Annotated in this window: 20 protein-coding genes and 1 tRNA gene; 11 read left to right on the top strand and 10 right to left on the bottom strand. The window is 53.3% G+C overall.

Annotated elements, in window-relative coordinates; genetic code table 11:
- Positions 1–618 carry an urease accessory protein UreG gene (ureG, locus tag IB196_RS03230; RefSeq protein ID WP_003024692.1) on the top strand — a complete coding sequence of 206 codons (618 nt, stop codon included), beginning with the start codon at positions 1–3 and terminating at the stop codon, positions 616–618.
- Between the two features lie 37 nt (positions 619–655).
- On the opposite strand, the gene tsaD is transcribed toward ureG, so the two are convergent.
- Positions 656–1,669, bottom strand: coding sequence for a tRNA (adenosine(37)-N6)-threonylcarbamoyltransferase complex transferase subunit TsaD (tsaD, locus tag IB196_RS03225; protein WP_003024694.1), 1,014 nt, complete (start codon positions 1,667–1,669; stop codon positions 656–658).
- A gap of 236 nt (positions 1,670–1,905) precedes the next feature.
- Between tsaD and rpsU the strand changes: the two genes are divergently transcribed.
- The 5 genes from rpsU (at position 1,906) to IB196_RS03200 (ending at position 9,523) form a co-directional block, all read left to right on the top strand.
- Complete coding sequence (gene rpsU, locus IB196_RS03220) at positions 1,906–2,121, top strand: 30S ribosomal protein S21 (protein ID WP_001144069.1); 216 nt, start codon at positions 1,906–1,908, stop codon at positions 2,119–2,121.
- Positions 2,122–2,355: 234 nt separating this feature from the next.
- Positions 2,356–4,101, top strand: a complete 1,746-nt coding sequence (gene dnaG / locus IB196_RS03215; RefSeq protein WP_005131402.1) for a DNA primase — start codon at positions 2,356–2,358, stop codon at positions 4,099–4,101.
- Positions 4,102–4,460: 359 nt separating this feature from the next.
- Complete coding sequence (gene rpoD / locus IB196_RS03210; protein WP_005131403.1) at positions 4,461–6,305, top strand: RNA polymerase sigma factor RpoD; 1,845 nt, start codon at positions 4,461–4,463, stop codon at positions 6,303–6,305.
- Between the two features lie 160 nt (positions 6,306–6,465).
- Positions 6,466–7,515 (top strand): YncE family protein, encoded by a 1,050-nt coding sequence (locus IB196_RS03205; RefSeq protein ID WP_040230558.1) that lies wholly within the window; start codon positions 6,466–6,468, stop codon positions 7,513–7,515.
- Positions 7,516–7,525: 10 nt separating this feature from the next.
- Entirely contained in the window at positions 7,526–9,523 is a 1,998-nt protein-coding gene (locus tag IB196_RS03200; protein ID WP_188231881.1) for a TonB-dependent receptor, read from the top strand.
- A 30-nt stretch (positions 9,524–9,553) separates the two neighbouring features.
- On the opposite strand, the gene mug is transcribed toward IB196_RS03200, so the two are convergent.
- On the bottom strand, positions 9,554–10,060 hold the full coding sequence (gene mug, locus IB196_RS03195) for a G/U mismatch-specific DNA glycosylase (protein ID WP_005131406.1): 507 nt from the start codon (positions 10,058–10,060) through the stop codon (positions 9,554–9,556).
- A gap of 124 nt (positions 10,061–10,184) precedes the next feature.
- Between mug and IB196_RS03190 the strand changes: the two genes are divergently transcribed.
- Positions 10,185–10,260 (top strand) — tRNA-Ile (locus tag IB196_RS03190).
- Positions 10,261–10,488: 228 nt separating this feature from the next.
- Here IB196_RS03190 and IB196_RS03185 read toward each other — a convergent pair.
- The 5 genes from IB196_RS03185 to IB196_RS03165 all read right to left on the bottom strand — a co-directional run bounded on the left by IB196_RS03185 (position 10,489) and on the right by IB196_RS03165 (position 15,442).
- Entirely contained in the window at positions 10,489–10,812 is a 324-nt protein-coding gene (locus IB196_RS03185) for a DUF1889 family protein (RefSeq protein ID WP_071887391.1), read from the bottom strand.
- A gap of 113 nt (positions 10,813–10,925) precedes the next feature.
- Complete coding sequence (locus tag IB196_RS03180; RefSeq protein ID WP_188231880.1) at positions 10,926–12,737, bottom strand: diol dehydratase reactivase subunit alpha; 1,812 nt, start codon at positions 12,735–12,737, stop codon at positions 10,926–10,928.
- Between the two features lie 10 nt (positions 12,738–12,747).
- The gene (locus IB196_RS03175; RefSeq protein ID WP_005131409.1) at positions 12,748–13,176 is read right to left on the bottom strand and encodes a glycerol dehydratase small subunit DhaB3; all 429 of its coding nucleotides are present in this window, start codon (positions 13,174–13,176) and stop codon (positions 12,748–12,750) included.
- Between the two features lie 2 nt (positions 13,177–13,178).
- Positions 13,179–13,763, bottom strand: a complete 585-nt coding sequence (locus IB196_RS03170) for a propanediol/glycerol family dehydratase medium subunit (RefSeq protein ID WP_188231879.1) — start codon at positions 13,761–13,763, stop codon at positions 13,179–13,181.
- A gap of 11 nt (positions 13,764–13,774) precedes the next feature.
- A complete protein-coding gene (locus tag IB196_RS03165) occupies positions 13,775–15,442 on the bottom strand; it encodes a propanediol/glycerol family dehydratase large subunit (RefSeq protein ID WP_188231878.1) in 1,668 nt (555 codons plus the stop codon).
- 391 nt (positions 15,443–15,833) lie between these two features.
- Here IB196_RS03165 and IB196_RS03160 point away from each other — a divergent pair, with 391 nt between their 5' ends.
- The 4 genes from IB196_RS03160 to IB196_RS03145 are packed head-to-tail and all read left to right on the top strand — an operon-like array spanning position 15,834 to position 18,348.
- On the top strand, positions 15,834–16,262 hold the full coding sequence (locus IB196_RS03160; RefSeq protein ID WP_005131412.1) for a heme-binding protein: 429 nt from the start codon (positions 15,834–15,836) through the stop codon (positions 16,260–16,262).
- Positions 16,263–16,284: 22 nt separating this feature from the next.
- Positions 16,285–17,448, top strand: coding sequence for a 1,3-propanediol dehydrogenase (dhaT, locus tag IB196_RS03155; RefSeq protein ID WP_005131413.1), 1,164 nt, complete (start codon positions 16,285–16,287; stop codon positions 17,446–17,448).
- A gap of 15 nt (positions 17,449–17,463) precedes the next feature.
- Positions 17,464–17,817, top strand: a complete 354-nt coding sequence (locus IB196_RS03150) for a glycerol dehydratase reactivase beta/small subunit family protein (RefSeq protein ID WP_005131414.1) — start codon at positions 17,464–17,466, stop codon at positions 17,815–17,817.
- Positions 17,818–18,348, top strand: coding sequence for a cob(I)yrinic acid a,c-diamide adenosyltransferase (locus IB196_RS03145; protein WP_188231877.1), 531 nt, complete (start codon positions 17,818–17,820; stop codon positions 18,346–18,348).
- Here the strand turns inward: IB196_RS03145 and dhaR are convergent.
- From dhaR to IB196_RS03130, 3 genes are all read right to left on the bottom strand, one after another.
- Positions 18,326–20,251: a dihydroxyacetone kinase operon transcriptional regulator DhaR gene (dhaR, locus tag IB196_RS03140; RefSeq protein ID WP_040230563.1), complete on the bottom strand. Its 1,926-nt coding sequence runs from the start codon at positions 20,249–20,251 to the stop codon at positions 18,326–18,328. The two genes, IB196_RS03145 and dhaR, sit on opposite strands and share 23 nt — an antisense overlap.
- Positions 20,252–20,343: 92 nt before the next feature.
- On the bottom strand, positions 20,344–21,441 hold the full coding sequence (locus IB196_RS03135) for a glycerol dehydrogenase (RefSeq protein WP_005131422.1): 1,098 nt from the start codon (positions 21,439–21,441) through the stop codon (positions 20,344–20,346).
- Positions 21,442–21,678: 237 nt separating this feature from the next.
- Complete coding sequence (locus IB196_RS03130) at positions 21,679–21,852, bottom strand: hypothetical protein (protein WP_005131423.1); 174 nt, start codon at positions 21,850–21,852, stop codon at positions 21,679–21,681.
- Positions 21,853–21,898 lie beyond the last annotated feature (46 nt).

Genomic DNA, 21,898 nt, shown 5'->3' with positions numbered 1-21,898 from the left:
ATGAGTAACTACAAGCATCCCCTGCGTGTGGGCGTTGGCGGCCCGGTCGGTTCCGGCAAAACGGCGCTGCTGGAAGCGTTATGCAAATCCATGCGCAGCAGCTATCAACTGGCGGTAGTGACTAACGATATCTACACCAAAGAAGATCAGCGCATTCTCACCGAGGCGGGCGCACTGGAGCCAGACAGGATCGTCGGTGTGGAAACCGGCGGTTGCCCGCATACCGCCATCCGCGAAGATGCATCGATGAATCTGGCTGCCGTAGAGGCGTTAAGCGAGAAATTCGGCAATCTGGATCTGATTTTTGTGGAAAGCGGCGGCGATAACCTGAGCGCCACCTTCAGTCCGGAATTAGCGGATCTGACGATCTATGTGATCGACGTTGCCGAAGGCGAGAAGATCCCGCGTAAGGGAGGCCCGGGGATCACTAAATCCGATTTTCTGGTTATCAATAAAACCGATCTGGCGCCTTACGTCGGCGCCTCGCTGGAGGTGATGGAACGCGATACCCTGCGCATGCGCGGCGAGCGTCCGTGGACGTTCAGTAATTTAAAATCCGGAGAGGGTCTGGAAAAAATTATCGCGTTTCTGGAAGAGAAAGGAATGCTGCGGATGTAGCGTCTTGCCCGGTAACATTGCGTCACCGGGCAAAAAATCACGCCGCCGGTAATTCCGCCAGCGGCCAGCGTGGGCGCACGGTTACGCCAAGATCCGCCGTTGCGCCTGCTTTAAAACGCACCATGCCCGCGTAGGCGATCATCGCCCCGTTGTCGGTACAAAATTCCGGACGCGCGTAAAATACTTCGCCACGACGTTTTTGCATCATTTCAGCCAATTTTGCGCGCAGCGTACGGTTCGCGCTCACGCCCCCCGCCATCACCAGACGTTTAAAACCGGTTTGATCCAGCGCGCGTTTGCACTTGATCATCAGCGTATCCACTACCGCATCTTCAAAGGCACGGGCGATATCTGCGCGCGTCTGATCGTCATTTTCGTTATTACGAATGGTATTCGCGGCAAAGGTTTTCAGCCCGGAGAAGCTGAAATCCAGCCCCGGACGGTCGGTCATCGGGCGCGGGAAGACAAAACGTTTTTCAACGCCTTGCGATGCCAGTTTTGACAACATTGGGCCGCCAGGGTAATCCAGCCCCAGCAGCTTGGCCGTTTTATCAAACGCTTCGCCAGCGGCATCATCAATCGATTCGCCCAGCAATTCATACTGACCGATACCGGTGACGCTAATCAGCTGCGTGTGACCGCCGGAAACCAGCAGCGCGACGAACGGAAAAGCAGGAGGATTATCTTCCAGCATCGGCGCCAGCAGATGCCCTTCCATATGGTGTACAGGAATTGCCGGCACGCCCCATGCGAACGCCAGCGAACGTCCTACGGTGGCGCCAACCAGCAGCGCGCCAACCAAACCAGGACCTGCGGTATACGCTACCGCATCAATCTCTTTTGCCGTCAGTCCCGCCTCTTTCAGCGCGGCCTGGATCAGCGGTACGGTTTTACGTACGTGATCGCGCGAGGCCAGTTCTGGCACTACGCCGCCGTAGTCAGCGTGTAATTTCACCTGACTATACAATTGGTTGGCTAAAAGACCTTTTTCATCGTCGTAAATGGCGATGCCGGTTTCATCGCAGGATGTTTCAATACCCAGTACACGCATGACTTGTTTTACCTCGCTCTATTACCGCGCAGTGTAGGACCAATGCGGGTTGATGTAAAACTTTGTTCGCCCCAGGAGTTCCGCTCGTGTATACTCCTTGTCCTTATAAAAGTCCCTTTCAAAATCGCGTCGGTGCTTTACAAAGCAGCAGCAATTGCAGTAAAATTCCGCACCATTTTGAAATAAGCTGGCGTTGATGCCAGCGGCAAACCGAATTTATTAAAGGTGAGAGTTACATGCCGGTAATTAAAGTACGTGAAAACGAGCCGTTCGACGTAGCACTGCGTCGCTTCAAGCGTTCATGCGAAAAAGCAGGTGTTCTGGCGGAAGTTCGTCGTCGTGAGTTCTATGAAAAACCGACTACCGAACGTAAGCGCGCTAAAGCTTCTGCTGTGAAACGTCACGCGAAGAAACTGGCTCGCGAAAACGCACGCCGCACTCGTCTGTACTAATCTATTGAGAGCCAACGCTCTCAATTCAGACTGAGTTGTAGTTGTAAGGCCGTGCTTCCGGAAGGAATGCGCGGCTTATTTTCGTTTATGCATTGGCATATACACAAAATCATTCAGTATGCATCAAGGCGGCAAGTGAGTGAAGCCCCGGAGCTTACATAAGTAAGTGACAGGGGTGAGCGAGCGCAGCCAACACAGAGGCAGGCTGAAGGATGAAGTGTATAAAAGGGGCATATGGCTGGACGAATTCCACGCGTATTTATCAATGACCTGCTGGCAAGAACCGACATCGTCGATCTCATCGACGCGCGGGTAAAGCTGAAAAAGCAGGGCAAAAATTATCACGCGTGCTGTCCGTTCCATAACGAAAAAACCCCCTCTTTCACCGTAAACGGTGAAAAACAGTTTTATCACTGCTTTGGGTGTGGCGCGCATGGCAACGCCGTCGACTTTCTCATGAACTACGACAAGCTCGAGTTTGTGGAAACCGTCGAAGAACTGGCCGCAATGCACAACCTTGAAGTGCCCTATGAAGCAGGCAGTGGCCCCAGTCAGATAGAGCGCCATCAACGGCAAAGCCTTTATCAATTGATGGACGGCCTGAACACTTTTTATCAACAGTCTTTGATGCAGCCCGCCGCTACCCCTGCGCGCCAGTACCTGGAAAAGCGAGGATTAAGTAGCGACGTAATCACCCGTTTTGCTATTGGTTTTGCGCCCCCCGGTTGGGACAACGTCCTGAAACGGTTTGGCGGCAATGCTGAGAATCGCAAATCGCTGGTTGATGCGGGGATGTTGGTCACCAACGATCAGGGACGCAGTTACGATCGCTTCCGCGAACGGGTGATGTTCCCCATCCGCGACAAACGTGGTCGGGTCATTGGTTTTGGTGGACGCGTGCTGGGCGATGCCCTGCCAAAGTACCTCAACTCCCCGGAAACCGATATTTTCCATAAAGGTCGCCAGTTGTATGGCCTTTATGAAGCCCAGCAGGATAACGCCGATCCACAGCGCCTGTTAGTGGTAGAAGGCTATATGGATGTGGTGGCGCTGGCGCAATACGGAATTAACTACGCCGTGGCATCCCTTGGGACGTCAACCACCGCCGATCACATCCAACTGTTGTTCCGCGCGACGAACAACGTAATTTGCTGTTACGACGGCGACCGTGCCGGACGCGACGCAGCATGGCGCGCGCTGGAAACCGCACTGCCTTATATGACAGACGGCCGCCAGCTACGTTTTATGTTTTTACCTGACGGCGAAGACCCCGATACGCTGGTGCGTAAAGAAGGGAAAGAGGCCTTTGAAGCCCGGATGGAGCAGGCGCTGCCGCTCTCCGCGTTTTTATTTAACAGCCTGTTGCCGCAGGTCGATTTGAGTACCCCAGACGGGCGCGCACAGCTCAGTACGCTGGCGCTACCGCTGATCACTCAGGTACCAGGTGAAACGTTACGCATTTATCTGCGACAGGAGTTGGGAAACAAGCTCGGCATTCTGGATGACAGCCAGCTTGAACGTTTAATGCCAAAACTGGCAGAAAATGGGGCTTCCCGCCCTGTTCCACAGCTAAAACGTACGACCATGCGTATACTGATAGGGTTACTGGTGCAAAACCCGGATTTGGCTCCGCTGGTTCCGCCGTTAGGCGCTCTGGATCGAAATAAGCTGCCTGGACTTGGCTTATTCAGAGAACTGGTCAACACTTGTCTGTCTCAGCCAGGTCTGACCACCGGACAACTTTTAGAGCACTATCGCGGTACAAATGATGCTGCGACCCTTGAAAAACTGTCGATGTGGGACGATATAGCAGATAAAGATATCGCAGAAAAAACCTTCACCGACTCACTCAACCATATGTTTGATTCGATGCTTGAACTGCGCCAGGAAGAGTTGATAGCTCGTGAGCGCACACACGGTTTAAGCAGCGAAGAACGCCGGGAACTCTGGACACTAAACCAGGAACTGGCCAGGAAATAACAGAAAGACAAAACAAAGACAAAATCATTCGCGTTGTATCAAGGCAGCAAGTGAACGAACGCCTGGGAGTGTACATAAGTACATGACCAGGATGACAAATCCGCCGGGAGCGGATTTGAACGCTGCTTGCGGCGGCCCCGTAAGGGGCGAGGCTCAGGATGAGCCGAGTAACGAACGCAGCTAACGCAGAGACAACGTGAAAGATGAAGTATTTAACGGCTTAACTGCCGAATATCGTTCGGGAAGCCCCCGACAGCCGCACGGAGAGGCAGCGGCAAAATATAAGTATGCCCTCGTTTTGCCGTTGGCGGTTTTACCGCCCAACACCAATCAAACGAATTAAGTGTGGATACCGTCTTATGGAGCAAAACCCGCAGTCACAGCTGAAGCTTCTTGTCCAACGTGGTAAGGAGCAAGGCTATCTGACCTATGCCGAGGTCAATGACCATCTGCCGGAAGATATCGTCGATTCAGATCAAATCGAAGACATCATCCAAATGATCAATGACATGGGTATTCAGGTGATGGAAGAAGCACCGGATGCCGATGATCTGCTGCTTGCTGAAACCTCCAACAGCACCGATGAAGACGCGGAAGAAGCGGCTGCCCAGGTTCTGTCCAGCGTTGAGTCCGAAATCGGCCGTACAACTGACCCGGTTCGCATGTACATGCGTGAAATGGGTACCGTTGAACTGTTAACCCGTGAAGGCGAAATCGACATCGCTAAACGCATCGAAGACGGGATTAACCAGGTTCAATGCTCCGTTGCAGAATACCCGGAAGCCATCACCTACCTGCTTGAGCAATACGATCGCGTAGAAGCTGAAGAAGCACGTCTTTCCGATCTGATCACCGGCTTTGTCGATCCGAACGCAGAAGAAGACATGGCGCCAACCGCGACCCACGTCGGCTCTGAACTTTCTCAGGAAGAGATGGATGATGACGAAGACGAAGATGAAGAAGACGACGACGACAGCAGCGACGACGATAACAGCATCGACCCTGAATTAGCGCGCGAGAAATTCGGTGAACTGCGTACTCAGTACGAAATCACTCGCGACACCATTAAAGCGAAAGGCCGCAGCCATGCTGCCGCGCAGGAAGAAATTCAGAAGCTGTCTGAAGTGTTCAAACAGTTCCGCCTGGTGCCGAAGCAGTTCGACTACCTGGTAAACAGCATGCGCGTCATGATGGACCGTGTGCGTACTCAGGAACGTCTGATCATGAAGCTCTGCGTTGAGCAGTGCAAAATGCCGAAGAAAAACTTCATCACCCTGTTCACTGGCAACGAAACCAGCGAAACCTGGTTCAACGCGGCAATCGCGATGAACAAACCGTGGTCTGAAAAACTGCACGATGTGGCAGATGACGTTCACCGCGGCCTGCAGAAACTGCAGCAGATTGAAGAAGAAACCGGCCTGACCATCGAGCAGGTTAAAGACATCAACCGTCGTATGTCCATTGGTGAAGCGAAAGCCCGCCGTGCGAAAAAAGAGATGGTTGAAGCAAACTTACGTCTGGTTATCTCCATCGCTAAGAAATACACCAACCGTGGTCTGCAGTTCCTGGATCTGATTCAGGAAGGCAACATCGGTCTGATGAAAGCGGTTGATAAGTTTGAATACCGTCGTGGTTACAAGTTCTCCACCTATGCAACCTGGTGGATCCGTCAGGCGATCACCCGTTCGATCGCGGATCAGGCGCGTACCATTCGTATCCCGGTACATATGATTGAGACCATCAACAAGCTCAACCGTATCTCCCGTCAGATGCTGCAAGAGATGGGGCGCGAACCGACACCGGAAGAACTGGCTGAACGTATGCTGATGCCGGAAGACAAGATCCGTAAAGTGCTGAAGATCGCTAAAGAGCCTATCTCCATGGAAACGCCGATCGGCGACGATGAAGATTCGCATCTGGGTGATTTCATCGAGGATACCACCCTCGAGCTGCCGCTGGATTCTGCAACTACCGAGAGCCTGCGTGCCGCCACGCACGACGTCCTGGCTGGCCTGACCGCCCGTGAAGCAAAAGTTCTGCGTATGCGTTTCGGTATCGATATGAACACCGACCACACGCTGGAAGAAGTCGGTAAACAGTTCGACGTTACCCGCGAACGTATCCGTCAGATCGAAGCGAAGGCATTGCGTAAACTGCGTCACCCGAGCCGTTCTGAAGTACTGCGTAGCTTCCTCGACGATTAATCGTTTCTGTTATTAAGAAGCTCCCTCCGGGGAGCTTTTTTTTTGGGATTTTCCGCAGTGTACAAAAATTGGTAGGGGCATTGCCTATACATGCAATTGTAAATGATATTTATTTTCATTATCATTTTTCTTTTCGTAAACAACTGTAAAGAAAAATGACATGAATTTCAAAACATTAAAAAATAAGTCCCTCTGCGCGCTTGCGATTTCACTGGCACTTTATGCCGGTTCAGCCCTGGCAAAAGACTTTACTGAGGATCAGTTCGCCTCTCAGACGCTTGGTCATGGCGTTTACGAACTGGCTTATGACGCCGGACAACAGGCTATCTATGCAGCCTCTGCCCCCTCTTTCGACAAAGATAAAACCGCCGGTGAAGTGTTCCTGTTTTCAACTGAATCATTAAAAGTCGATGAGCGGATCGCCACCGAACGCCGTCCTTTTGCGGTCTCACTGGATGAACCTAACCACATTCTCTGGCTAGGTAATGCGCTGGATGGCTCACTGACCCTGCTGGATACCCGCACCCATAAAGAAGTGAAAATGCTTCAGCTTGCAGACGAAGAAAATAAAGCCCACGTTCGTGAAGTGGTGCTCGACAAGAAGCACCACCGTCTGTATGTCTCCGGTATTGGCAGTGAAAATAAAGGTGTGCTGTGGGTTGTCGACACACATAACCAGAAACTATTACACGCTCTCAAAGGGATGGATCCGGTCGGTTTCGCCGTTGATGAAGCTGGCAATAAAGTTTACGCCGTCACCGGCAAAGGCGAACTGGTTACCCTGGATGGCAAAACGTCGCAGGTTCTGTCGCGTGTGAAGGTTGACCCCTCCGAGCCGAAGCATTACTTCCTGAACATCGCGTTGAACACGGCCAAAGGCGTCGGATTTATCGCCGATACCAACACCGCCGACGTGCTGGTAGTTCAACTGGACAACGGTAAAATTGTTCACCGTGTTCCCACGCCAAACTCTATCGCTGCGGTCTATAACCCTGCCCGCAACGAAGTGTATGTTACCCATCGCAATGCCCGTCAGATTAGCGTTATCGATGCCAACACTTACAGCCTGAAGCACACCATCAAAACGGCAGCAATGCCAAACAGCATGGTGCTTTCTCCTGACAGCAAAACGCTCTTCGTTAGCGTGAAGCAGGATGAAAAAGCCAACAAGGCTGACTATGTACTCAAGCTCGATTTAACCCAGTTCTGAGGAATGCGTTGTGATTAACCAGACTCGTACCGCGCTGGCGATTTCGCTCGCCCTTGCCAGCCTCCCGGCGACCGTTTTCGCCGAAGAAACCACACCAGATAATGAAGATCAACTGGTGGTCACCGCCACCGGTTTCGCACAGGAACGCCGTGAGGCACCGGCGACCATCTCCGTCATCGGCGAGAAAGAACTGAACACCCGCTCGAACCAGAACGTCACCGAAGCCCTTCGCGAGATGCCCGGCGTATTGGTGGGTAATGGCAACGGTAGCCTTGCCACAGGCGATGTGCAGATGCGCGGAATGGACTCGACCTATACCTCCTACATGGTCAACGGCATCAAACAAGGCACCCGCGAATCGCGTCCTTACGGACACCATATCGGGACAGAGGCTGCCTTTTTACCGCCGCTTGCTGCTATCGAGCGAATCGAGGTGATTCGCGGACCGATGTCCTCACTGTATGGCTCTGACTCCATCGGGGGCGTGGTCAACGTCATCACCAAAAAAGGCTACAACCTCGATAAATGGACGGGTGTGCTGGAAGATAACTACTTCCTGCAAGAGAAGAGCGAGTACGGTAACACCAACCAGACCAATGTCTTCCTGATGGGGCCAATTATCCCCAGCAAGCTCGGGGTGAGCGTAGCGGCGGATTATCTTGATCGCCGTGATGACGACAGCATCTCCGATGAGCGCTTTGTGAAGCACCAGGCTGGCAATCTGGATGCCACCATCAACATGTCGCCGACCGACACCCAACTGTGGGATTTGAACGTCGTCAAAGGGCATCAGGTAAAATCACACAATGATAAAGCCTGGCAATGGGACTTTGACCGCGATGCCGCTTCACTTGCGCAGCATGCCTGGTACGGCGACGATCTGCTGGAAGTGAAGAACTTCATCAGCTACGAGAACGCTAAAACCGAGTATCGTGTGCCGGGCATGAGTTCGCAGTTCATTAAGCAGAAAAACTATGAAGCCAACAGCGCGAACACCTTTACACTGGGCGACCACAAGCTGACGCTGGGGATCAACTTCACCCGTAATGAGCTGGACGACACTTTCGGCATCGAAAACAAAGAAGTGCCGGGCATAACGCCTGTCAGCAAGATCACCCGTGACGGCTGGGCCATCTTCGCGGAAGATGCCTGGATGATAGTTCCGGACTTCACCCTCACCACCTCGGCGCGTCTCGATCACGACAGCTACTTTGGCTACCACGTCACGCCAAAACTCTACGGTAACTGGACGATTGACGAAAGCTGGGCGCTGAAGGGCGGCGTATCGGCGGGCTATAAAAAACCGGACCTGCGTGAGAACAATGAAGGTTTCACCAGCGTCTACGGTTCGTATCCGTATTCCTTCATTGGGATCGGTAACGATGACCTGAAACCTGAGCAGAGCGTCAACACCGAGCTGGGCGTCTACTGGCAACAGGACACACTGGCGCTGGATGCAACCGTGTTCTTCACCAAATTCAAGAACAAGATCAGCGACTACACCATCTGTACCGCAACGGCCACGCAGAAGTGCATTTACAACGGGTATGAAGCGGAAGAGGTCTCGCAGTATTTCAACGTCAGCAACGCGGAAATCTATGGCCTGGAGCTGAACGGCGACTGGCAGGTCACTGCCGCGCTGAAAGCGAATGCGAACTACACCTATACCCACAGCGAGCAAAAGAGCGGTCAGTACAAGGGCGAGGCACTGAACGAGTTCCCGACGAGCATGGCCAACCTGTCTCTGACATGGAATGCACTTAACGATCTTGAACTGTGGAGCAAAGCCAGCTGGCGCAGCAATACGCCGGACATCGGCAAATCAACGTCAACCGACGCCTATGCGCTGGTCGATTTAGGGGCACGCTACCATCTCAACAAGAGCATCACATTGATGGCGGGGGTTTATAACCTGTTCGACGTGAACCCAATCTACAAAACGTCCTATAACCAGTCTTCCATCCTGGAAGGACGCCGCTACAACATGGGCGCACGCTTCGAGTTCTGACAGTGACGCCGGAGCCTAAGGCTCCGGCAGTTACAGGCCGCGCGCCTTCAACGCCACATTCACTTCCCGATACGCCTCCACCAGTTTATCCAGCGTGATCCGGCTTAACCCACTGGGGTTCGGCAATACCCAAATCTGCGTCGCACCAATGGTCAGCGTCTGTTTCCCCCACTGCGCGCCACGTTGACTGAACCCCTGCTCAAACGCCTGCTTACCAAGGATAGCGAGCGCGGCGGGCTGATACTCTTCTATTTTCTCAATGAGCAGACGACCGCCGTTACGCATCTCCTGGAGCTTCACTTCATTGGCTTGCACCGTTGGTCTGTCGACAAATTTCGTCACGCCGCAGCGGAAGTCCAGCAGGTGTTGCGCCTCTTCGGGTTTAAGCTGACGATCGGTAAATCCCGCCTGATGGATGACCTTCCAGAAGCGATTAGCGGGGTGTGCAAAGGGGAATCCTGTCCCTGCGGAAGACAGCCCCGGATTGATGCCGCAAAACACCACCCGCAGCCCCGGCGCCAGTATGTCCTTAACCATAATTACTCCGAACAATACATCAAGGGACAAGTATAACGAACTGAAAATACATTGTTTATAAAAACAGCATCCGTACGCTTATGTCTGGATTGCAACGCGGAGTTACTTTATAATCCACCGCCACGGCCCCTTAGCTCAGTGGTTAGAGCAGGCGACTCATAATCGCTTGGTCGCTGGTTCAAGTCCAGCAGGGGCCACCAAATTTCAAGGACTTGCGAGAAATCGCAGGTCCTTTTTGTTATGGGAAATATATTCAATTGTTGGCAAACCAACAATTGAGTAGTTCAGGATGTGTAATGGTCTCTGGGAACACGCCATGCGGGGAATAAGGTATATCATGCGATACGCCAGCCCATATTGCTGGCATGCCATTAGGACGCTGCCATCAGGGATGGAAACGTCCGTTAGCGTTTTATTCGATAGTCAGCTCACACGAGTTCTTTGAGCTGCTCCTGCATATAGGTTGAAAAATACTCTGGGTTCTTGATAAGGATGCGGTTACCGGAGGCGACTTTTTCTGCCCATCCGGCTACTTTTTTCGTGAACTCAGGATTCCATCCCTCCTGCTCACCCCGTGCCATTACAACTTCCGGACTCGCTGGCACACCTAAGTCATGCAAATACTTTAGGATTCCCTTAGCGGTACTTTCATCCATTGAATGGGGTACTGACACTGAGGTGTTCATACCACCAATAAAATCCAATGCTTTCTCAATTGCTGTTGGCATGCTCTTATCCTTAAAATTAACCACGTGAGAGACACATTTATACTATGTACCCAACTCAGCCGGGATATCAAAGAGAACGTTGCCTTTATTTGATTTACCCCGCAGCTAAACGCTTGCGGCGGCTGTTTTCTGCACGATTAATTCGCCATTCCGGCCAAAACCAGCCCGGTCGCCACCGCATTACGCGGCCCTTCGGTACCACGAATGTTGCCCTGTCCGGCGACAACCCCGTAATGTGCCAGCGCGTCGGTAATCATCTGTGGGATTTCGAAATCCAGCGATGAGCCCCCCACCAGCACCACAAAAGTGATATCGCGAATGGAGCCGCCGGGTGACACCTGGCGCAATGCACGCAGACAGTTCGTCACAAAGACCTTCTCCTTAGCCTGACGTCGCACCAGACGAATTTTTTCCAGCGAAGTCTGGTTATCCACGGGGATCAGCTCGCCGTCTTTCAGATACACCACTTTGGCAAACACCGACGGGCTGAGTGGTTCGCGGAAAAACTCCACCACACCGTTCTCATGGCGAATACTGAACAGGCTCTCTACTTTCGCCAGCGGGTATTTTTTTATTTCCTCGGCCAGAAACGGATCGCTCAGACCCAGCTCCGTCTGAATCAACAGGCTGACCATATTCCCCGCGCCGGCCAGATGTACCGCCTTGACTGCACCTTCGCTATTGATGATGGCTGCATCAGTGGAACCTGCGCCTAAATCGAGGATCGCCAGCGGCGCAGCACATCCAGGCGTCGTTAACGCGCCAGTCACGGCCATATTGGCCTCTACACCACCCACTTCAACAGCGGTGTTTAATCGCGCGCTCAACTCGCTGGCAATAGCCTGCATTTGTAAACGATCGGATTTCACCATCGCCGCAATGCCGACAGCATTTTCCATCGAACACTCTCCGGCGATGCCGCCCTGCACCTTGCGCGGAATAAACGTATCAACCGCCAGCAGATCCTGAATATGCACCGCGTTCATATCATGCCCGGACAGCGATGCCATCACCTTACGCACGCGTTCCAACATACCGCCTGCGTGCGTTCCCGCTTCACCGCGAATGTCACACACTGGTGCACAGGCGCTCATCGCCTGCATGATAGCCTGCGCCCCTTGCGCCACGTCAGCCTCGTCGCCGCGCCTTTCTCCGCGGATAAAGATCTTACCCGCCGGGATCACCCTTGAGCGCACATCACCCTGCGGCGTTTTCAGCACCACGGCGGAGCGGTTACCAATCAGCGCCCTGGCAATAGGGACGATGGCTTGCGTTTCCTCCGACGTCAGGGCAAAGAACGTGGCGATGCCGTAGGGGTTAGACAGCGCACGAACAACCTGGCCCGCGGCTGCGACTTCGACCGCCGCCAACACCCCCTCCGGCACTTTTTCCAGCAGCGTGACTTCATCAACCACCGGCATAGTTCGCCGCAGACGATTGTTCACCAGCACGCCATCATCTTTTTTCAGGATTGCCGCCACCACGTGGATTCCGCGATCCAGTGCCTCATTGATAAGCCAAACGGCTTCGAGGAAATCCATCTCCTCGCCGACCAACGGGATCCAGCCCTGGCCAAACCGATCTTCGCTCAACGCCGCCAACTTCTCCACCGCGATGGTGGTTCCCATGCCCACGCCAACGCCGCCGGGCGTTTGCGGGTTATGCCCAATCATTGTTGATTCGGTAATAATGGTTTCCGTGATCGTTTCCATCGCCACATCACCAATCACCGGCGCGGCCTCATTGATACAGATTTTCGCCACATCGTTAAGCGACCATGGCGTTTTTTCCAGCGCCTGCTGCAGGGAAGCGACCACCCCGGCAATATTGTCCCGCGTTCCTTTCATGCCCGTGGTCGCGACAATCCCGCTGGCGATAAACCGGCCATGCTGCGCCAACGCCACTTCCGTGGTGGCGTTGCCGATATCAATCCCTGCGATTAACGGCATATTCCCTCCGTCACTGGCTGCCTTTACGCAGCTTGTTTCTCTGCTGATACACCTCTGCCGACTCACGCACAAATCCGGCGTTCACCGTCGCGTGCCAGGTATGTTCCAGCTCATCAGCGATCGCCTGTAACTCCGCGAATGAAGAGCGGAACGGACGTAGTGCGTTGTAGATTTCCAGAATGCGGGTATCCGGGATGGCAATCAGTTCGGCCGCGCGGCGGAAGTTGCGCGCCACGGCGTGACGTTGCATCTGTTCGGCAATCTGCGCCTGATACTCCAGCGTTTGCTGAGAAATACGCACATCCTGCGGCCCCACATGTCCCGCCAGCACATTCTCAAGGGTGATATCGGTTAGCGGTTTCCCGGTGGGGGTCAGAATTTTCTCCGGGCAGCGGGTAGCTAAAGGATAATCCTGCGCGGTCATGATGTTGTCGTTCATTGTCATTCCCTTACTAATGCAATATGCAGCGTGACAGGCGCAGCATCCTGCACCACATGCTTGGTTTCTTTAATGTGAAACAGCGCGGCTTTGGCCATAAATTTAGGGCGCACCATCTGGTCATTGACCACCGGAACCGGCGAGGGTGACTCTTTGCGTGCATAGCGCGCAGCGTTCTTTCCAATCTGGCGATAGGTTTCCAACGTCAGCAGCGGGGCCTGAGAGAAGAGTTCAAGGTTACTCAGGGGCAACAAATCACGCTGATGAATAACTGTGGTTCCCTTTGACTGAATACCAATCCCGATGCCGGAGCCGCTGAGGTTCGCCGCATCCCACGCCATAAAAGAGACATCCGAGGTGCGCAGAATTCTCACCACCCGCGCATGCAGTCCCTCTTCTTCAATCCCTGCCACCAGCTCTTTCAGAATCGCGTTGTGCGGCATATCAATCAGGGTCTTATGCTGGTGCTTGCCAAAGGCCGGCCCGACACCAATCACCACTTCGTCAGCGCGATCGTCTGCTTTTGCCGCATCGCCTTCACTGACCTGCAAGGTAAAAACGGGCTTACGTTCAGTTGTGCATTCCACGGTGTACCGCCTTATTCAATCGAGCTGGGCTGAACCACGCCCGCAATATTTTTAATTTCTGCCCAGCGTTCGGCACTGATGCGATAGCCGGTGCCGGGTCCCTGATAATCATTGATATCGTTCACGGCGCTGACCACGTCGAACTGACGATCCAGAATGGCCGATGTTTGCAGGTAATCACCGGTCACGCGCTGTCTCAACATATTGAGAATATTGCTGGCGATATCTTCAAATCCGCTACCGCTTAGCGCCCCGACGATATCCAGCCCGGTAATGTTGCGCTTCATCATCTCTTCCACTGCCGCCAGATCTTCCACCACATTTCGCGCAGGCATGTCTTTGCTGCCGTGAGCGTAGGTGGCAGCCTCCACTTCCTCATCACTGATTGTCGGCAGACTCAGTTCGCGGAATACCGCCTGAATAGCCCGCGCCGCCTTGTTACGGATGGCGATGGTTTCTTCTTCGGTTACCGGGCGCAGGCCGCCGTCAACCATCAGATCACGTTGCAGTATGTTGTAATCATCGAAGTCTTCAGCATCGAAGTTAGAACCAGCAAACATGTTGTCGTAGTTGGGGACGGCGCTATAACCAGAGAAGATAAAGTCGGTGCCGGGCAGCATCTGCATCAGGGTGCGGGCGGTACGGCGAATATCAGAGTGTGAGAAGGTCTGGTCATTGGCCGAGGCCACTTCAAGGTCGAGCATCGACGCAATCAGGTTTTCTGCCAGCACGGCGCGAATACCCGACGGCACTGCGCCGGTCATGCCGATACAGCTGACCGCGCCGTTTTGCAGCCCCTGCACGCCCGCACCCTTAGTAATGAAAATGCAGCGGGATTCCAGGTACAACATCGATTTACTCTCGGAATAGCCCATCAAGGCTTCCGAACCGGTACCGGAGGTATAGCGCATCTTCAGGCCGCGGGACGCATAGGCCGAGGCGAGAAACGCTTTTGACCACGGCGTATCGTCGCCGTCAGTGAAGACCGATTCCGTTCCGTAGACCGACACCGTTTCGGCGTAGCTGGTTAACCCACGCATTCCCAGCTCCAGCTCAGTAGCCTCTTCAACAGAACATTGTGTCAGTACGCCAGGGCGACCACACTGAGAACCGACCAACAGCGCAAGGGCGTTAAACGGCGCATAGCGGGCAATCCCGACTGTCGTTTCCTGCTCGGAAAAACCACGAATCCCCGCTTCAGCGGCATCAGCGGCAATCTGCACCGGATTATCTTTCAGGTTGGTCACGTGGCACTGGTTAGAAGGGGTGCGTCGGGCGCGCATTTTTTGCAGCGCCATCATCATCTCTACCACGTTCATTTTCGCCATCACCTCCACCGCTTTCGCCGGGGTAATAGCAGTGGTAATGGCAATGATCTCTTCGCGACTGACGTGGATATCCACCAGCATTCTGGCGATCTCCAGTGCGTCGAGCTGCATGGCGCGCTCGGTTTCAGCCACGTTTATCGCGTAGTCGGCGATAAAGCGGTCAATCATGTCGAACTGTGCGCGGCTCTTGCCGTCCAGTTCAACAATACGACCCTTTTCCACCTTCACAGAAGAGGCCGGATCGTAGGGACTTTCCATGGCGATCAGACCTTCTTCCGGCCATTCGCCAATAAGCCCATCCTGATTTACAGGGCGCTTCGCAAGGACTTCGAATCGTTTTGATCTTCTCATAGTTTATGGACTCAAAAGATAAAGAATAGGGACGCCAGGCTGTATCGCTGGTGCTCTCCCCCCCAGCAATCGCCTTTATCAGCAATAGCAGAACTTTAAATGAGCAGGCCGATAAAAAAATAAAATTAATTACGTTCCAATTTGGTACCTAATAAAAACGCATCGTTTCATATTGAAACGCAATTCAGGAATATCCATCGTGAATTGTGACGAGGTTAAATGATCATTATCAATAAACGCAAAACCGGGAAGGTGAATTTAATATCTTTGAAATTTTCGCCCTATTGACTTAATAACGCACGGCGAGAAAATAAGGTAAAGCCAATGATAAAAATAGCTGTTGCGCGATATGTTTCGTGACCTCAGCCCTACAACCTTGTCAGGAGAAACTGTGAATAAGAGCCAACAAATTGCCACCATTACGCTGGCGGCTGCAAAAAAAATGGCGCAGGCCGTTGAGGCTAAAGCGCTTGAGATCAGCGTTCCGGTGGTCTTTTCCGTGGTGGATCGCGGTGGGAATACGCTGCTAATGCAACGCATGGACGAGGCGTTTGTCACCAGCTGTGATATCTCTCTTAATAAAGCGTATACCGCCTGCTGCCTGCGCCAGGGTACCCATGAAATTACCGATGCAGTACAACCAGGTGCTTCTCTATATGGTTTACAGCTTACCAACCAACAGCGCATTGTTATTTTCGGCGGCGGTTTACCCGTCATATTAAACGGTAAATTAATTGGTGCCGTTGGCGTTAGTGGCGGCACCGTGGAACAAGACAGATTATTAGCAGAAACCGCACTGAATTGTTTCTCTGAATTATAATTTAAATCTAAGAAGGTATATTATGAGCTATCGTATGTTTGATTACCTGGTGCCAAATGTGAACTTCTTTGGCCCCAATGCTATTTCCGTTGTCGGCGAACGCTGCAAACTGTTAGGCGGTAAAAAAGCGCTGCTGGTCACCGATAAAGGTCTGCGGGCGATAAAAGACGGTGCGGTAGATAAAACGCTGGCACATCTGCGTGAAGCCGGGATTGAGGTGGTCGTATTTGACGGCGTAGAGCCGAACCCTAAAGACACCAACGTGCGCGACGGTCTGGAGGTCTTTCGTAAAGAGCAGTGCGATATCATCGTTACCGTCGGCGGCGGTAGCCCGCATGACTGCGGTAAAGGCATTGGTATCGCGGCGACTCACGAAGGCGATCTCTACAACTATGCCGGGATTGAAACCCTGACCAACCCGCTGCCGCCGATTGTCGCGGTGAATACCACTGCCGGTACGGCCAGCGAGGTCACCCGCCACTGCGTGCTGACCAATACCAAAACCAAAGTGAAATTCGTGATCGTCAGCTGGCGTAACCTGCCGTCGGTTTCCATTAATGACCCGCTGCTGATGCTCGGTAAACCTGCCCCACTTACCGCCGCAACCGGGATGGACGCTCTGACTCATGCCGTGGAAGCTTACATTTCCAAAGACGCCAACCCGGTCACCGATGCCGCCGCTATCCAGGCGATCCGTCTGATCGCCCGTAATTTACGTCAGGCTGTCGCGCTGGGCAGCAACCTGAAAGCCCGTGAAAACATGGCCTACGCTTCGCTGCTGGCCGGTATGGCTTTCAACAACGCCAATCTCGGCTACGTTCACGCCATGGCGCATCAGCTTGGCGGTCTGTACGACATGCCGCACGGCGTGGCAAATGCCGTACTGCTGCCGCACGTGGCGCGCTATAACCTGATCGCCAACCCGGAAAAATTTGCCGACATCGCAGAGTTTATGGGCGAAAACACGGACGGACTCTCCACCATGGATGCTGCCGAACTGGCCATTCACGCCATCGCCCGTCTTTCCGCCGATATTGGCATCCCACAGCATTTGCAGGAGCTGGGCGTCAAAGAAGCCGATTTCCCTTACATGGCGGAAATGGCGCTGAAAGACGGCAACGCGTTCTCGAACCCGCGTAAAGGGAACGAGAAAGAGATCGCTGAGATCTTCCGTCAGGCTTTCTAATCCAAAGGGGGCGCGATGTCACTTTCATCACCGAGCGTACATCTGTTCTATCACCCACGCTGGCAGGATACCCGCGCGCTTGATGAGCTGTGCTGGGGACTGGAAGAACAAGGCGTCCCATGCCGGACGGTCTGTTGCGACGGGAATGACTGTGCGCTGGCCTTGAGCAAACTTGCGGCCAAAAGCTCAACGCTGCGTGTCGGTCTTGGTCTTAACGCCACGGGTGATATTGCTTTAACCCACGCCCAGTTGCCCGAGGATCGGGCGCTGGTCGGTGGTCATATTACCGCCGGAATGGCGCAGATCCGCACGCTTGGCGCCAATGCCGGTCAACTGGTCAAAGTGCTTCCTTTCAGCGAGATAACATAAATGTACCGTATCTATACCCGCACTGGTGATAAGGGCAAGACCGCGCTGTTTGGCGGCAGCCGTATCGACAAAGACGATATCCGCGTGAATGCCTATGGCACCGTGGACGAACTGATTTCCCAGCTTGGCGTATGCTACGCCAGCACGCACCTGACAGAGCTTCGCCAGGATTTACATACCATCCAGAAGATGCTGTTTGTTCTCGGCGCGGAACTTGCCAGCGATGAGAAGGGTCTTGCTCGCTTAACGCAGACGATTAGCCCCGAGGATATTCAGGCGTTGGAGCTGCTTATTGATCGCAATATGACGCAAAGCGGCCCGCTAAAAGAGTTTGTTATTCCGGGGAAAAATCTCGCATCGGCACAGTTGCATGTTGCGCGCACGCTGGCGCGTCGGCTGGAGCGACTCCTCATCGCCATGGACAGAACGTTGGCGCTGCGTGATGAGCTTAAGCGTTACATCAATCGTCTGTCAGATGCGCTGTTTTCGATGGCCAGAATCGAAGAAACTACTCCAGATGTTTGCGCTTAAACTGGCTGGCATCGATGTCGTACTGCTTCATCTTGCGCCACAAAGTTGTGCGGCCAATATTCAACAGTTGCGACATTTCCTGCACACGTCCGCTGGTGACGCGGGCGGCATGGATAATCGCCTCTTTTTCGATGGCGGTAAACGTCAGACTGGCTGGCAGCAGTGAAGACGCCGTCTCCAGACCCGGACGTTCGGCAAACAGATAATCCGGCAAATTACTCAGGCGAATATGGCCATTGTCGCTACTAATGGCGATATTTTCGATAATGCTGTTGAGCTCAAAATCATTGCCCGGCCACGAGTAGGCCACCAGTTGCGCCAGCGCGTCGTCATCAATTTTCAGGCTGGTTGAAAAGCGTTTTTTCAGGCTATTCAGCCGCGTATAAATCAGCGAGGGAATACTGTTACGCCGCACCCGCAGTGGTGGGATCACTATCTCAAAAGAGTGCAGCGCATAATACAGCTGACGGCTAAAGCGGTTTTGTTCTACCAGGTTGGCGAGATCAACCGTGGTGGTGGCGATCACCTTAACATCTACCGGGATCAGGCGGCGGGCATCAAGGCGTGTCAATACGCCCTGCTTGATAACCTGCAACAACGCGGATTGCAACTCTGGTGCCAGGTACTCAATTTTTTCCAGAAACAGCGTACCGCCGTTCGCCAGTTCAAGACGGCTCAGCCGACCGTTTTCATCATCGGTTGGCGCACTGCCCATAAAATCCTGCCCCAGCACGCTGTTAGCATACAGCTGGCAGTTCACGGCGATATACGGCCCGCTGGCACGTTCACTTTCATTGTGAATAGCCTGGCTCAATAGCTCTTTACCCACCCCCTCTTCACCACACAACAGAATGGGGAAACTCCCTCTCGCCGCCTGGCGACCAAAATGGATCAGCCGACGGGTTTCCGGATCATCCGTCGACATCTGTTCAAAGGTGTGGCTGACTTTCCCGAGCTGGCTGGTCATCAACTGACGCATTTGTTCGACCGGGTGCAGCAGCAGAATAAAGCTGTTGCCCTGCTCTTCAACAATCGGCTTCAGGGTAATGACGGCATCAACAAACTGGTGCTGGCTTTCGAAAGTCACTTCGACGTGATTCAGGCCACGGGCATGTTTGATCGCCCGGCGCAGCAGCATGGGCAGATTGAGCAAGTCGTTAATGTTTTTTCCCTGGCTGGCCTGCACGTCTAGATGCAAAAGCAGCGCCGCGCGCGCATTGAGGAACTGCAACACGCCCTGTTCGTTCCACGCCATCACGCCATCATCCATGCTCTCCAACAGCCCATACATCTGATTCAGATGGCGGTTAGATTCGGCCAACAGACTGTCGGTCAGTAAAGAGTTGCCGACTTCTCTGGCAATCGCCAGCGTCAGGGAGAGATCAGAAACGGACTCATGCTCCACCAGGCAGCACAGGGAAATAGAGCCAAACAGCCGCCCATGGTTATCGAAGACCGGGGTAGAGCAGAACGACCACGGATGCAGCGCCTGCTTAAAATGCTGATCGCCAGAGGTTTTTGTCGGCTGCCCTGGCATCGTTGCCAGCGATAGCGCACAACTACCGATAATGCTTTCCGCACAGTAGCTGCCGTCACGAAACCCAAGCTCCGCCAGCTGTTCCACCGTCTGCGGATCGCCGCATCGGCTGAGAATACAAGCCGATTCATCCAGAATCAGCAGCGCGCACGGACGTCCATCCATAAACTCCCAGGCATCTTCCAGCGCGGCCTGCCCAATCGTCAGCAACGCAGTCTTACGGCGACAAATCGACGCAAAAGTCAGTCCCTGCGCCTGATGCGGTGCCTGCCAGGTTTCCCGCTGCATAAACTTGCTGCAACGATGCCATGACTGAGCAATGACCGAAGAGACTTCCTTCCCGATGCCATGAATGTGCGCCGTCATATCCATTTCCGCTGTTTTACCATAGACAACCCCTCCGGCAGAGACTGCCAGAGGGGGAGAAGATGCCGAATAAAAGGCTTACCGACGTCTGATTAACGCGCCAGCCACTGCTGTCCCAGCAGGTCTGCCGTCAGAATAGCGGCATGGACGCTTTCAGGCGTCACCGGGAACGGCATATTGTGAATGGTTTCACCTTCCGCGCAGGTGGCTTTCGCAACGGCCATAATCTTAGCGTCGATGCCGTCTTTCACACCCATTTGCGCCAGCGTTACCGGCAGATCCACTTTCTGGCAGAAGTTCAGCACCGTTTCGATCTCTTCCATCGGGCTGTTCTGCAGCACCAGTTGCGCCAGCGTACCAAACGCCACTTTTTCACCGTGGTACAAATGGTGACACTCTTCCAGAATGGTGAAGCCATTGTGGATGGCGTGTGCGCCCGCAAGACCACTGCTTTCAAAGCCAATGCCGCTGAGATAGGTGTTCGCTTCCACGATACGTTCCAGCGCGTCGGTCACCACGCCAGCCTGCGCCGCCAGACGAGCCTTTTCACCTTCTGCCAGCAGCGTATCATAGCACAAGCGCGCCAGGCTCAGGGCCGCCGCCGTGGACTGCCCCCCCGCCATGCTGGTCGCTCTGGCATCAAAACACGCTTTTGCTTCAAACCAGGTCGAGAGCGCATCGCCCATCCCGGCCACCAGCAGACGTACCGGCGCTTTGGCGATAATTGCCGTATCCATGACAACCATATCCGGATTTTTCGGGTAGATCAGATACTCTTCGAACTCACCGGCTTCGGTATAGATAACAGACAGCGCACTGGTTGGCGCATCAGTTGAGGCGATAGTTGGAATCACCACCACCGGCAGTTTCTGGTAGTAGCCAATCGCTTTGGCTGTATCCAGCGTTTTCCCACCGCCAATCCCAACCACACCACGGCAACCGTGCTGCTTCAGAATGGCAATCAGGCGATTAATTTCGACATGGCTGCATTCACCATTGAAGCGTTCCGCGTGACAACTAATACCGTGGCTGTGCAGGCCATTGAGTACTTTGTCTCCCGCCAGTTTCATGACGAAGTCATCTGCAATCACGAAAAAGCTGTCTGCCAGATTTTTAGCGTATTGACCAAATAAGGTAGAAGCGTCAGGACCCTGGAGATATTTGGCTGGAGATTGAATAACTTTTAGCATTCCTTTCATCCTCAAATAAGTACATGTTTTTACATGGTGAGCCCTGGCGTTAACCTGTTTAGCCTGTTGCGAACGGCGAAAACGGGAGGTACCGGAGCGATGCAATAACTGTATGGCGAGGCGGGAACAAAAAAATCATTCATCTTTTTGTTCTGATATGAAACAGATAAAAATGACATGCGTTCCATATTGAAACGGTTAACCCTGAAAATATTAAGGTTTGCGATCCCGATCCGTTCATTTATCGACAAATCCTTGCAGAACGCGAAAATCAAATTCCCTTTGCCCCTCTCTGACACCGTTAAAAGCAGTAACAAAACGTTTACTGTGCGCTGTGGCCAGCACTGAAAAGGCGATAAAAAAGTCGAGCGGGCTCGCATTGTGATCGTTCTCCTCAAAAATACGTTCCATTACGGAACAAAAAATAACAATTACGTTCCGTAATGAAACTCATTTT

Source organism: Citrobacter sp. C6_1, from assembly GCF_014596835.2.
In the GTDB taxonomy this organism is placed as follows: domain Bacteria; phylum Pseudomonadota; class Gammaproteobacteria; order Enterobacterales; family Enterobacteriaceae; genus Citrobacter; species Citrobacter pasteurii.
This window is presented reverse-complemented; position numbering and strand designations above follow the sequence as displayed.